Consider the following 12,946-nt stretch of genomic DNA (forward strand, 5'->3'; position numbering starts at 1 on the left):
CCGCGCCTCCTCGTCGGCACGAAGAGGGCGAACAAATCGGACGAAATAATTGATTGAAATGTTACGGAATTCGCCTAACGGCTGTTTAATGCACTCCATTGAACGCAGCTCTAATTTTAGGCAACCAGGCGTATATATCAGCAGCCCTCTCATTTCCTGTGAGTTCCGTGGTTCTCCGGCACAAATCCGGTGGGCTCCAGCGAAGGAACCTGCTGATGGATGCCAGTTGCTGTAGATTCGAGGGGTCCGTTTTCGAATCGCTGCGCTGCAAGCGAGGCCCTGCGCATCATGGCACCATCCGCCCTTGCACTGCCCCTGAGCGCTCCGCAGGCGTTCCTCGGCGTGCGGCTGTCGCTGACCAACAAATTGTGGCGCGACCGGCTGGACGCGCGCGGTGCGGCGCGGGCCCTGGCGATGGTGCAACGCTATCAGTTGCCGGAGATGCTGGCGCGCGTCCTCGCCGGCCGCGACGTCGAGCTCGACGCGGTCAACGACTTCCTCGATCCGACCATCCGCAAGCTGATGCCGGACCCGTTCACGGTGACGCAGATGGAAGCGGCGGCGCAGCGCATTGCCGACGCCGCGGTGAGGGGCGAGAAGGTCGCGATCTTCGGCGACTACGATGTCGACGGCGCGACCTCGGCGGCGCTGCTCGCCTGGCATCTGCGCCATTGCGGGCTCGATCCGCTGATCCACATTCCCGACCGCATCTTCGAAGGCTACGGCCCGAACGTCGACGCCATCCGAGCGCTGGCGAACAAGGGCGCGACCTTGCTCGTCACGGTCGATTGCGGCACCACCAGCCTCGAGCCGCTGGCGGAAGCGCGGCGGCTCGGCATGTCCGTGGTGGTGATCGATCACCATCAATGCGGCGACGAGCTGCCGGAGGTCGAGGCGCTGGTCAATCCAAACCGGCCCGACGACCTCTCCGGCCTCGGCTATCTCGCCGCGGTCGGGCTGACCCTGGTGACGCTGGTTGCCGTCAATCGCGAGCTGCGCGGCCGCGGCTTCTGGAGCAGCACGCGCCCGGAGCCGGATCTGCTGTCCATGTTGCATCACGTTGCGCTCGGCACCGTCGCCGACGTCGCGCCGCTGATCGCGCTCAACCGCGCCTTCGTCGCCAAGGGCCTGATCGCGATGCGCCGGCGCGACCATGTCGGTCACACCGCGCTGATGGATGTCGCCCGTCTCAACGGCCCGCCCGAAGCCTGGCATCTCGGCTTCATGCTGGGGCCGCGCATCAATGCGGGCGGGCGCATCGGCCGCGCCGATCTCGGCGTGCGGCTGCTGTTGGAGAGCGACGTCTCGGAAGCCGCGCGCATCGCCGCCGAGCTCGACCGCCTCAACAGCGAGCGCCGCGTCATCGAGCAGCAGGCCGAAGCGCAGGCCGAGGCCGAGGCGCTGGCCTCGCTCGGGCTGGAGGACAAGGGCGCGGTCATCGTCACGGCATCGGAAGGCTGGCATCCCGGCGTGGTCGGGCTGGTCGCATCGCGGCTGAAGGAAAAGTTTGCCCGGCCGGCGTTTGCGATCGCGCTCGAGCCGGGCGGCATCGGCACCGGATCGGGCCGCTCGATTCCGGGTGTCGATCTCGGCAAGGCGGTGCGGCATGCGGTGGAGCAGGGCATCCTGATGAAGGGCGGCGGGCACGCGATGGCCGCCGGCGTCACCTTGCGCAAGGAGCGGCTGGCGGAATTCCGCGCCTATCTGGAAAGCGCGCTGGCGGCCGACGTCGCCGACGCGCGGCACGTCAATGAGATCCTGATCGACGGCGCCATCAGCGCGCGCGCCGCAACGCCCGAGCTGGTGGCGACGCTCAATCGTGCAGGTCCGTTCGGCAGCGGCAATCCCGAGCCGATCGTGGCGCTGCCGTCGCATCAGCTGGTTTATGCCGACGAGGTCGGGCAGGCGCATCTCAAGCTGCGCTTCAAATCCGGCGACGGCGCTACCGTGAATGCGATCGCATTCCGCTCGGTCGGCCAGAAGCTCGGCAACGCCCTGGTTCAGCATCGGGGCCAGATCCTGCACGTCGCCGGCACCCTCACCGTCGACCGCTACCAGGGCATCGAGCGCGTGCAGCTGCGCGTGCTGGATGTGGCCGTGCCGGACCATGGGCCGGCGATGATCAGGTAGCGGTTCCACATTCGGCGTCGTCCCGGACAAGCTTCGACGACGCGCGCGTCGGCGAAGCGCCGATCCGGGACCCATCCGTCGCAGCAGTTGTTGTGAGAACGAAATGCTCACGCTGTTCGTGCCTCACCTTGCTCCCTGTGGGTATGGGTCCCGGCGCGGAGGCTGGGGCGACGACAGCGGGGGATGACGCGGCTGTCGTGCCTCTCATGAATTCGCGTGTCTTTGCATCCCGCCGCGCATTCGCGCCCGAGTGATGCATCGTCAAAGACCCTCTTGATGGGAGAGGGCGCAGGGAATGCCGGGCGAAGGCCTCACCCATGGCCCGCCTGCAAACAAAAAGCAGGCGGCAGTCACCACAGGTAGGCCGATCAACCGGCATTCCCTGCGCGATGGTTTTCACGCTTATACGCGATCTCCCCGGTGTCCGGCTTGTTAGCCACCGTCGCCCTCAGGGCTCATCATCACCCGACGACTTGGCGCCAGCTTCGGGGCGCCAGGACCACGCGATTTCACGTCCGCAACCTGCCGTTCGTCCGCGCGCATGGAGCACGCTGCGACACGATCGCGGCCACCGCATCCCGCCCTCCACGTTCATGACGATCGCGAAGCGCCCCTCTCATGAGGACGAGACCCGGATGTTATTTCCGATTTTCGGAATAAAAGCAAGCGGAAAGTTGGCTCCCGAGAGCTGAAGGAAGCAGGCGGCTGATTGTCCTGCGGAATGGGTTCGATTGGCGCAGCGATGCCGGCATGGCGCCACGTGATTGGAGAACTGAGGCCCCCGGGGCAGCGCGCCAGGTGCAGCACGCTTTGGCGAACGTCGAGGATGCGCACGCGCGAGGCGGTTGCACGCTCTTGACCGGCTCGGCAAGGTGCGCAGGCGGCTGAGGGGGGGCTAGATGAATCGCGTATCGTTCAAGGGCGTCGTGATCGGAAACATCGTCGACATTCTGTCGACGAACCTTGCCATCTATCCCGTGACGATCCTCGTCTTCATCGTGTCGGGATCGGCCGCGGCGGAGCTCGCGGCCTCCGATCCGCGTGCACTGATGGCGAGCAATCTCTTCAAGGCGTTGTCGTTCACGTTCGGAGCCCTCAGCTCCGTGTTGGGCGGCTACGTGTCTGGGCGGCTTGCAAAGCACGACGACATCTTGAACGGAGCTCTCTCGTCGATCCTGTGCATGGGGTTCGGCGTGTACGCGATGTTTGGCGGCCGTGGCGGGCTTGGGACGCAGCTGGCCTTCATCGCCTCGAGCCCGGTGCTGGGCGCTGTTGGCGGATATCTCAGCATGCGCCACACGAAGCCGCAGTGACAGCCGGCGGGCCGCGCCGGAAGCTCAGCGCCAGGATGGCTTCGGGAGTTGATCGGGATTGAATTTCGGCGTTGGCCGGGGAGCTGGGGGAGGCTCGGCGTCGTCGGACGCCGAGAACAGCAGAAGCGCCTCGAACGGCACGTCGGGAGCTTCCGCGGCATAGCCGGAGCAGGTGACGGGCGTGCCCCGGCAGCATCCTTCGAGGCTGAGCGTCAGCTCGTCCGGGCCGAACAGCGACGGCTGTCCCGGGGCATGGCGCTTGGTCTTGATGATGGCGGTGAAACGATCGCCATGGGCCTCGTAGCTGCCGGCATAGCTGAGCACGGTATCGCCGCCGCAGATCCTGCCAGCGACCAGCTCGACAATGCCCGTTCCCTGGCCCTTGGGGGTCCTGAACCAAGCGGAATAGGTGCCTTCTTTCATCATCTGCCGCAGATCCCGTCGTTGGGTCGCGCGCATCGTTGTGCGACGCAAATTAAGAGAAGGTGAAAACGACCGCCAGAACAGGTCGGGAACCCGGAATTTGTTCGTATACGAATGGTGGGGGCGCTGCGGGCCGTCTCCGCTGGCTACGCCCCGGGTCGTGCCAAGTCGTATCCCGTGGTCTTGCCATTCGTCTCAAGAAAATCATCCGGCCGGATATCGGCCCGCGTATAAGGGAATGAGAACAGGGCCTACTTTGGGGACTATCCGATGCCGTCCGAACCTCGCTCGCCGCGTCTTGCCGTTCTGATCGACGCCGACAATGCCTCGGCCAAGATCGCGGACGGGCTGTTCGAGGAGATCGCCAAGATCGGCGAAGCCAGCGTGCGCCGGATCTATGGCGACTTCTCCAGCCCGCGCTCGAAGCCATGGGCCGATACGCTGGCGCGCCACGCGATCGTGCCGCAGCAGCAGTTCGCCTACACCACCGGCAAGAACGCCTCCGACATCACGCTGGTGATCGACGCGATGGACCTGTTGCACAGCGGACGGTTCGACGGCTTCTGCCTGGTGTCGTCGGACAGCGACTTCACCCGGCTCGCCGCGCGCATCCGCGAGCAAGGCACCGACGTGTTCGGCTTCGGCGAGCAGAAGACGCCGGAGAGCTTTCGGCAGGCCTGCCGCAGGTTCATCTACACGGAGAATTTGCGCAGCGACGCTGCGAGCAGCAAGGATGCGGACAGCGCTGCGGCGCCGAAGTCGCTGCTGCCGATCAGCGCGGCGACGCCGATGATCAGGAAGGTCATCACGCAGATGGAGAGCGAGGACGGCTGGGTCGCGCTCGGCGAGGTCGGCAAGCAGCTCTCCAACCTGGTGTCCGACTTCGATCCGCGCACCTATGGCTGTCGCAAGCTCAGCGATCTCGTTCGCAAGACCGGCGCCTTCGAGATCGAGGAGCAGGCCAAGGGCGGCGGCTCGGTGCGCATCCGGGTGAAGGCTGCCAGCGCGTCGCAGCCCAAGGCGCGGGCGTCGAGGTCCGGCCACCGCGAGGCGGCCGCCAAGACGTGATCACTCCGGCGCGAGGCTCGCGATGACCGGAGCGTTGCGCTGCTCGCCATGACGGCGAACTCGTAGGGTGGCCGAAGCAGCCGCCGAAGGAGGCCGCGTGCCCACCGTCGGGCCGCGTGCTCAACCGCGGGATGGTGGGCACGGCGCCACCGCGATTTCGATCGTTGAGAGAGCACGGCAGCGCCTTTGCCCACTCTACTTGTTGGTCACACGGCAGCGACCGTACCGCTCAACCGCCCTGTCTGAGCTTCGCCAGCACCTTCAGCCCACCATAGCCGTCGGCCGGCGTGAGGCCCGCTTTGGCCTGGAAGTCGCGGATCGCCTTCATGGTGTCGTTGCCGACGCGGCCGTCGGTGCCGCCGGTGTCGAAGCCGGCCGCGGTCAGGCGCTTCTGCATCTCCTGCACCTCGGCCAAGGTCAGCGCGCGCTCCGAGCCGGGGAAGGGCTGCAGGAAGGGTGGGCTGCCCAGAATGCGGTCGCCGAGATGGCAGATCGCGAGCGCGTAGCTCATGGCCGGATTGTAGGACTTCACCGAGTAGAAGTTCGGGCCGAGCAGGAAGGCGGGGCCGCCCGCGACCGGAATCCAGAGCTGCGCTGACGCATTGGGCTGCGGGAACGGCTGGCCGTCGGCACGGGTGACGCCGGCCGCCTGCCACGCCGCATAGCTGCGGCTGCCAGACATGTTGCCGGGCGCGCGCACCTCGTAGCCCCAGTGCTCGCCGCGGTGATATTTGCCGCGGTTGACGAGATAGCGGGCGGTCGAGCCGAGCGCGTCGTCGGGGCGGCCGAACGGGTTGATCTTGCCATCGCCGTCATAGTCGAAGCCGACATTGAGCCAGACCTCGGGCATCCATTGCGTATGACCCATGGCGCCGGCCCAGGAGCCGCGCATCTCCTCCGGCGTGCTCCAGCCGCGATCGACGATTTTCAGCGCATTGGTGAGCTCGGTCTCCCAATAGGCCTTGCGGCGCGGCTCGTTCCAGGCGAGCGCGGCGAGCGCCGGAAACACCGGGCGCATGTGGTTCTGCTGCACCAGCGGATCGCCGAACGCGGATTCGACGCCCCACAGCGCGAGAAGCGTGCCGCGCTCGACGCCAAAATCCTTCTCGATGCGCGTGAACAGCGCCTCGTTCTTCTGCAGCGCGATCTTGCCGTTGATGACGCGCCAGTCGGAGACGCGGCGGTTGATGTATTGCCAGAGCTGCTCCTTGAACTCGGGCTGGTTGCGCATCTCTTTGAACACGGTCATGTCCGGCTCGAGCCGTGCCATGACCCGCGTCCAGGTCGCCTGCGAGATGCCCTTGGCGAGCGCGCGGTTGCGGAAGCCGTCGCGCCAGGCCTCGAACTCGGCCGGCGCCGCGGACGCCGGCAGGGCCGGGACGAGCAGCGCGGCGGCGCCGAGGCCGGAGCGGAGCAGGGCGCGGCGGGTCATCGGATGAGGTCGTGAATCGGACTGGGTCATGGCCGCCAGTCTACCCGGTCAGGGCGGTGCGCGGCAAAGCCTTGGCAGCGCCGGGAACCCGCTAGGCGCCGTGGAGATCGGCGGCGATGTGCGCGAGCCAGCGCCGGATGGTCGCGAGCTCACTCCGTTTCAAGCCGCGGGCAAGCCTGCGTTCGATGGCGGTCGCCTGCCGGCGCGCCGTGGCGAGCAGCGCGAGGCCACGGCGCGTCAGGCTCCATTGCAGCATCCGGCCATGGACCGGATGCGGCGTCCGCCGGACGGCGCCGTCCCGCTCCAGATTGCCGATGATGACGTTGACGGTCTGCGGCGTCAGCAGCGCGACGCGGGCGCAGTCGGCGCCGGACAGGCCGGGATAGGCCTTGAGCATCGTCAGCACCACGAATTGCGGATGGGTCAGGCCGGTGGCGACGAGCGCGCGGTCGAGCGAGAGCCGCGCCGCGGCCTGCGCCTGGCGCAGCAGATAGGCGAGGTGGCCGTCCTCGCCGCGCTTGCCCTCGCCGGGCGATGGCGGACGGGCCGCCGTCTTGGGCTGACTCTTGGGTTGAGACTTGGGTTGAGACTTGGGTTGCGTCTTGGATTGCGATTTGGGCCGACGCGCGGGGCCGGCCTTTCGCGAGGCTCGCGAGTTCGTCAACGCCGGTGCCTTGCGCATGTCATCAGAGCCCTGATAAGTTATCAGACATCTGATAACATGAGAGACGGATAATGTCACATGCGCGCAGCGAATACACCGCGTTCCGGAGCCAGGCGCCGGAGCTGTACGAGGCCATCCTGGCGGTGAGCCAGCAGGCGGCCAAGGCCGGCCTCGACAAGCAGTTGCTCGAGCTCGTCAAGATCAGGGCGTCGCAGATCAATGGCTGCGCATTCTGCGTGCAGCATCACGTGCTGCTGGCCGAGAAGCTCGGCGTCTCCGCCGACAAGATCAACCTGGTCGTCGTGTGGCGCGAGGCGCCGCAATTCTCGGCCCGCGAGCGCGCGGCGCTGGCGTTCACCGAGGCGCTGACCACGCTGCACGGCGGCGTCAGCGACGAGGTCTACGCCCAGGCGCGGGCCGAATTTTCCGAAACGGAGCTGGTGTTCCTGACGTCGGCGATCGGCGTGATCAATCTCTGGAATCGCTATGGCGTCGCGTTCCGCTGGACGCCGGCGGAGCGGCCGGCAAGGGCGCCGTCCTGAGCTGCCTGGAACCGCAGCGGGGCCGGGCGGGTTATGCGTGCAACTCAGAGGAGGCGCGCGTGACCGGGACGGACGAACCGCTCAAGCCGGAGGATTTCCCGCTGGAAGCCGATAAGCAGCGCGTTCAGCGCCAGGACGGCAAGCCGATCGCCACGACGAAGAACGAGGCGATGGCGCACGAGATCGCCGAGCGTCTCAATGCCGAGGAGCAACGCCGCGAAGAGGACAAGTGGTCGGCGTGACCGACGACAACGAGCTCATGAGTTGCCTTGCGAGACGGCGAGCCGCGCGATGTGAACGATGATCTCGCGGCTTGCGCCATGCACCTCGCCGGGAGAGGTCGGATCGAGGGTGACAGGTCTACCACTCATACTTCCCGTGCGGCTGCCCCTCACGCCAACCCTCTCCCCGTAAGAACAGGGCGAGGGAGCACACCGGTGATGGCGGGCCAGCTTGTGTCTCTCTGAGAGCCGCGGGAGACAGATACCGGCTGCAAGCTAATAAGTATGTCGCGCTCAGAACGGATTGGCCGGCTGCGCGCGCTTGGGGCCTTCCGGCTTGGGCTCGACCGCGAGGCTGGGGTCGGTCGGCATCACGCGCGCGCCGGCAGCGCGGGCGACCTGGCCGGTGGTCGAATGACGCGCTTCGTCGGCCGACTTGATCTCTGGCGGATGCCAGCGGTCGCGCACCAGCATCGTCAGCGCGCCGACACAGACCAGCGCAATCGCCGCTGAAACGAGCGCCGGGCCGGCTCTGCGATGTGGGTTGGCTGTCACCATCTGCGATCCTCCGCGCAGACAACCCGGAACGGTGGGCCGCGGTTCCAGCCGCGCCGGCGATCAGTTCCGGTCGCGCCCGGCGGCAGCATCGGCCGCAGGTCCGGGCGGCGAGGGTCCGAGCGCGCCGGTGGTCAACGGCGGCTGCGACGCGGTGATCTCCTCCAGCCCGACCTCGCGGCCGCGGCCGCCGATCAGGCGCTCATAGGCCGCGATCAGCGTCATGTAGGGATTGACCCAGATCCAGCCATCGCGCGTGAACAGCTGGACGTCGAAATGCAGATGGCGCGTGGTGCCGTTGGGATGGTCGAGATAGTTCGAGACCACGCCGATCGGCTCGCCCTCGCGCAAGCGCCGGCCGTTGAGCAGGCCGTCGGCATCCATCGCCGAAGGGTTCATGTGCATGTAGCGGAAGCGGATGTGCTCGGTGCCGCTGTTGACCTGCACCGTCACGGCCTGCTGCCGGGTCGAGCGGATCACGACGCCGTCGCGCACGGCGAGCACCCGCTGCCGCCACGGATTGCAGCCCTCAGGGCCGTCGCGGAGCACCGGACAGGCGCCCGGCCTGAGATCCTGACCCTGATGGCCGAAGCCGCTGGCGCACTGGCCGACGTTGAAGCTGCGCGCCTCGCAGAAATTGTCGCGCCAGGGATACTGGCTCCACGGCTGGTCGAATTTGTCGCTCGCGCGCCGGCGGCCGAACGACTGCGAGTGCACATAGGCCGGCGCATCCAGGGGATAGCGGATCTGCGAATAGACGGTGCGGTCGGCCCGCCCGCTCCGGCCGCGTCCGCCGCTGTTGGCGACGATGTCGCCAACAGGCCGATAGGTGAAATCGGCATCGAACGTGACCGGACGCTCGGCTGTGAGCGGCGCGATCTCCGGCGGGATGCGCGACGGCTGCCCGCCGGCGATGCGCAGCGCCTTCAGGAAACGCTCGGCGATGGGATAGGCCTCGCGGCAGGCGAGGCGCCGCGGCCGCGGCGCGCTGTCGAGACACTGGATCGAGACCACGTAGGGCACGCCGAAGCGGGTGAAGGCGTAGCGGACATAGCCCTCGCGAATGAAGCGGCGCAGATCCGGATATTGCGCTGACAGCGCCTTGACGCTTTCGCCCTTGCCGCCGGCGGGATCGGCGACCTCGTAGGTGAGGAGTGAGCCGGTGATCTGGATCTCGACCGGCTTGGCGAAGACGCGCGACGGCAGGCCGGAGGTCACCTCCGGCGGCAGCGAGAACACGGCGTCGTAGCCGGATGGGCCGGCATCGAACAGGTCGGTCTGGAAGTCGGCCTGATAGCGCGACAGGTCACGCGCCGCGATGGCGGCGCTGCGGCGCGCGGCGAGATAGGCGATGGTGTCGAACGGCAGCAAAACGGGGACCGGACTGCGTCCGATCCCCGTGAAGATGGTCGAGGTCACGCCGTTGAGCTGGACCAGTACGGGCCTGCGCCGCGCATCGCCGGCGGAAACACCGCTCCAGCGCGCGGACAGAGCGAAGTCGGCGGCGACCTCGGGCGCCGCGTTGAGCTCGGAGCGGAGCTGATCCAGCGCCGCGCGCCAGTCGGCGCGGTTGATGGTGAGGGCTGGCGGCGCGAAGTCATCGGCCGCGCGCGTCGTGGAGGACGCGGCCAGCGTGATGATCGCCGCCAGGGCGGCGATGAGCGTGATGACCCGTGCCCCCAAATTCCCCCACGCCCCCCGGCGTCAGATCCTCGCGATGCCTCAGTCCTTGGCGCGCTCGCAGTAGGAGCCGTCCTCGGTCATGACGACGATGCGGGTGCCGACCGTGATATGCGCCGGCACGCCGGTGCGGACGCCGTTGGAGAGCACCGCCGGCTTGTAGGACGACGACGCGGTCTGGCCCTTGGTGACCGGCTCGGTCTCGACAACCTCGAGCGTGACCCGCTGCGGCAGGGTGATCGCCACCGGCACCACGTCGTGCATCGACAGCTTGACCGTCATGTTCTCCTGGAGATAGGCGGCCTGGTTGCCGACCACGTCCTTCGGCACCTGGACCTGGTCGTAGGTCTCCGGGTTCATGAAATGAAAGCCGTCGGCATCCTCGTAGAGGAACGTGAAGTTGCGCTCCTCGATCGTCGCCTTCTCGACCTGGTCGGTGGTCTTGAAGCGCTCCGAGATCTTCACGCCATCGCTGATTCGGCGCATTTCGATCTGGCTGACCGGGGTGCCCTTGCCGGGATGGATGTTCTCGGCGGTCACGACGACATAGAGCTTTCCATCTTGCTCAATGACGTTACCCTTGCGAATAGAGCTGGCGATGACTTTCAAAGCTGTTTTCCTGACACTGAAAAGGGGGCGCCGGCCCAAGCCGGGGCGCCACGCGACGCGGAATGCGGTTTCGGGCGGCAACATACTGATTTTGTCCGGGGTTGCCAGTCTTTTGCGGCCCGAACGGACGACCCTCTGATGTCCCGGGAGCCCGCGCCTTCGCCGTGGTGGTCGCCGCAGCGGCACGCCGATGTCAGGCCGTTCCTGCTCGCCCGGGCCGCGATCACCCGGGCGTTGCGAGCCTGGTTCGACGAGCAGGGCTTCACCGAGGTCGAGACCGGCATCCTGCAGGTGTCGCCGGGCAACGAGACCCATCTGCACGCACCACGCACCGACCTGACGAGCCCGGATGGAACCCGCTACCGGCGGTTTTTTCGAACCTCACCGGAATTCGCCTGCAAGAAGCTGCTGGCGGCCGGGGAGCGGCGGATCTTCGAGTTCGCCCGGGTGTTCCGCGACCGCGAGCGCGGCGACCTGCACCTGCCGGAATTCAGCATGCTGGAATGGTATCGGGCGGAGGCGCCTTACGACGCGATCATGGCCGACACCGTCGTGGTAATCGCCCACGCCGCCCGGACCACCGGAATCCGGCAGTTCGCGTTCCGTGGCCGCACCGCGGATCCCTTCGCCGAGCCGGAGCTGCTGACGGTTGCCGGCGCGTTCGCGCGCCATGCCGGGATCGACCTGCTCGCGACCATCCGCGACGGCGCGGGCGACCGTGCGGCGCTGGCCCAGGCCGCCGCCGGCAAGATCCGGATCAGCGACGACGACACCTGGTCGGACCTGTTCAGCAAGGTGCTGGTCGAGCATGTCGAGCCGCATCTCGGGCAGGGTCGGCTCACCGTGCTCTATGAATATCCGGCGCCGGAGGCCGCGCTGGCACGGGTGGCCGCCGACCCCCGCGTCGCCGAGCGGTTCGAGGTCTATGCCTGCGGCGTCGAGCTCGCCAATGGCTTCGGCGAGCTCACCGACGCCGCCGAGCAGCGCCGCCGCTTCGAGCAGGAGATGGCCGAGAAGGAGCGCCGCTATGGCGAGCGCTATCCGCTCGACGACGACTTCCTCGCCGCCGTGACCGAGATGCCGCAGGCGAGCGGCGTTGCGCTCGGCTTCGACCGCCTGGTGATGCTGGCGGCCGGCGCCATCAGGATCGACCAGGTGGTGTGGACGCCGCCGGCAGGTGAGCGATGAACAGGATCGAACGTCCGACGACATTGCGCAGCGCCGAGGATCTCGTCGCGCAGGGACTGGCCGACCCGGCGGAGCAGCCGGCGCTGGCGCGCGTGGCGCAGCGCTACGCCGTGGCGGTGACGACGCATCTCGCCGACCTGATCGACGCCGACGATCCCAACGATCCGATCGCGCGCCAGTTCGTGCCCAGCCCGGACGAGCTGACGGCCGCGCCCGGCGAGCGCGGCGATCCGATCGGGGACGACGCGCATGCGCCGGTGCCCGGCGTCGTGCACCGCTATCCCGATCGGGTGCTGCTCAAGCTGGTGCATGTCTGCGCGGTGTATTGCCGCTTCTGCTTCCGCCGCGAGATGGTCGGGCCCGGCAAGGACAATGCGCTGTCGGAGGAGGCCTATCGCGGCGCGCTCGACTACATCCGCGGCCATCGCGAGATCTGGGAGGTGATCCTCACCGGCGGCGATCCGCTGATGCTGTCACCGCGGCGGCTGAAGGAGATCATGGCCGATCTCGCCGGCATCGAGCACGTCAGGATCATCCGTATCCACACCCGTTTGCCGGTCGCCGATCCCCAGCGCATCACGCCAGCGCTGGTCGACGCGCTGAAGGTGCCGGGCGCAACGACCTGGATCGCGCTGCACGCCAATCATCCGCGCGAGCTCAGTCCTCCAGTTCAGGCGGCCTGCGGGCGGCTGATCGATGCCGGCATTCCCATGGTCAGCCAGTCGGTGCTGCTGCGCGGCGTCAATGATGACGCGGCGACCCTGGAGGCGCTGATGCGCGCCTTCGTGGAGACCCGCATCAAGCCGTATTACCTGCACCATGGCGACCTCGCGCCGGGCACGGCGCATCTGCGGACCACGTTGGCGCAAGGTCAGGCCCTGATTCGAACGCTGCGCGGCCGGGTGTCCGGCCTGTGCCAGCCCGACTACGTGCTCGACATTCCCGGCGGCTACGGCAAGGCGCCGGTGGGGCCGCAATACCTCACTGCCGATGAAACTGTTGAGCAGGATCATGTGGCAGCTGCGCAAACGCGCTATCGTGTGATTGACTATTGCGGTGAGGCGCACCTCTATCCGCCCGCCGCGGGATGAAGTGTCCTGCTGATTCCGCTGACACGGAGG

Annotated in this window: 13 protein-coding genes; 7 read left to right on the top strand and 6 right to left on the bottom strand. The window is 67.5% G+C overall.

Going from position 1 to position 12,946, the window contains the following annotated elements; genetic code table 11:
- Positions 1-288: 288 nt before the first annotated feature.
- Both recJ and ACQR1X_RS09165 read left to right on the top strand, forming a co-directional pair.
- Entirely contained in the window at positions 289-2,130 is a 1,842-nt protein-coding gene (gene recJ, locus ACQR1X_RS09160) for a single-stranded-DNA-specific exonuclease RecJ (RefSeq protein WP_316178895.1), read from the top strand.
- A gap of 926 nt (positions 2,131-3,056) precedes the next feature.
- Positions 3,057-3,443, top strand: coding sequence for a hypothetical protein (locus ACQR1X_RS09165; protein ID WP_434892154.1), 387 nt, complete (start codon positions 3,057-3,059; stop codon positions 3,441-3,443).
- A 24-nt stretch (positions 3,444-3,467) separates the two neighbouring features.
- Here the strand turns inward: ACQR1X_RS09165 and ACQR1X_RS09170 are convergent, their stop codons facing one another.
- Positions 3,468-3,869 (bottom strand): hypothetical protein, encoded by a 402-nt coding sequence (locus tag ACQR1X_RS09170; RefSeq protein ID WP_434886077.1) that lies wholly within the window; start codon positions 3,867-3,869, stop codon positions 3,468-3,470.
- Between the two features lie 267 nt (positions 3,870-4,136).
- On the opposite strand from ACQR1X_RS09170, the gene ACQR1X_RS09175 reads away from it, so the two are divergent.
- A complete protein-coding gene (locus ACQR1X_RS09175) occupies positions 4,137-4,934 on the top strand; it encodes an NYN domain-containing protein (RefSeq protein WP_434880934.1) in 798 nt (265 codons plus the stop codon).
- A gap of 229 nt (positions 4,935-5,163) precedes the next feature.
- On the opposite strand, the gene ACQR1X_RS09180 is transcribed toward ACQR1X_RS09175, so the two are convergent.
- The gene (locus ACQR1X_RS09180) at positions 5,164-6,396 is read right to left on the bottom strand and encodes a lytic murein transglycosylase (protein WP_434892153.1); all 1,233 of its coding nucleotides are present in this window, start codon (positions 6,394-6,396) and stop codon (positions 5,164-5,166) included.
- 61 nt (positions 6,397-6,457) lie between these two features.
- Positions 6,458-7,048, bottom strand: coding sequence for a MarR family winged helix-turn-helix transcriptional regulator (locus ACQR1X_RS09185; RefSeq protein ID WP_434892152.1), 591 nt, complete (start codon positions 7,046-7,048; stop codon positions 6,458-6,460).
- Between the two features lie 53 nt (positions 7,049-7,101).
- Here ACQR1X_RS09185 and ACQR1X_RS09190 point away from each other — a divergent pair, with 53 nt between their 5' ends.
- Positions 7,102-7,572: a carboxymuconolactone decarboxylase family protein gene (locus ACQR1X_RS09190; RefSeq protein ID WP_316178886.1), complete on the top strand. Its 471-nt coding sequence runs from the start codon at positions 7,102-7,104 to the stop codon at positions 7,570-7,572.
- A gap of 59 nt (positions 7,573-7,631) precedes the next feature.
- Positions 7,632-7,814: a hypothetical protein gene (locus tag ACQR1X_RS09195; protein ID WP_316178884.1), complete on the top strand. Its 183-nt coding sequence runs from the start codon at positions 7,632-7,634 to the stop codon at positions 7,812-7,814.
- A gap of 273 nt (positions 7,815-8,087) precedes the next feature.
- Here ACQR1X_RS09195 and ACQR1X_RS09200 read toward each other — a convergent pair whose 3' ends face one another.
- The 3 genes from ACQR1X_RS09200 to efp are packed head-to-tail and all read right to left on the bottom strand — an operon-like array spanning position 8,088 to position 10,637.
- Positions 8,088-8,351: a hypothetical protein gene (locus ACQR1X_RS09200; protein ID WP_316236549.1), complete on the bottom strand. Its 264-nt coding sequence runs from the start codon at positions 8,349-8,351 to the stop codon at positions 8,088-8,090.
- A 60-nt stretch (positions 8,352-8,411) separates the two neighbouring features.
- Complete coding sequence (locus ACQR1X_RS09205; RefSeq protein WP_434892151.1) at positions 8,412-10,031, bottom strand: M23 family peptidase; 1,620 nt, start codon at positions 10,029-10,031, stop codon at positions 8,412-8,414.
- A 39-nt stretch (positions 10,032-10,070) separates the two neighbouring features.
- Entirely contained in the window at positions 10,071-10,637 is a 567-nt protein-coding gene (gene efp / locus ACQR1X_RS09210) for an elongation factor P (RefSeq protein WP_006614774.1), read from the bottom strand.
- A 138-nt stretch (positions 10,638-10,775) separates the two neighbouring features.
- Here efp and epmA point away from each other — a divergent pair, with 138 nt between their 5' ends.
- Together epmA and ACQR1X_RS09220 are read left to right on the top strand one after the other, a co-directional pair.
- Positions 10,776-11,825 (top strand): EF-P lysine aminoacylase EpmA, encoded by a 1,050-nt coding sequence (gene epmA / locus ACQR1X_RS09215; RefSeq protein WP_434892150.1) that lies wholly within the window; start codon positions 10,776-10,778, stop codon positions 11,823-11,825.
- Positions 11,822-12,916 (top strand): lysine-2,3-aminomutase-like protein, encoded by a 1,095-nt coding sequence (locus ACQR1X_RS09220; protein ID WP_434898684.1) that lies wholly within the window; start codon positions 11,822-11,824, stop codon positions 12,914-12,916. The genes epmA and ACQR1X_RS09220 overlap by 4 nt, the downstream gene beginning before the upstream one ends.
- Positions 12,917-12,946: the final 30 nt, after the last annotated feature.

Source organism: Bradyrhizobium sp. HKCCYLRH3073 (assembly GCF_051167995.1).
Taxonomy (GTDB): domain Bacteria; phylum Pseudomonadota; class Alphaproteobacteria; order Rhizobiales; family Xanthobacteraceae; genus Bradyrhizobium.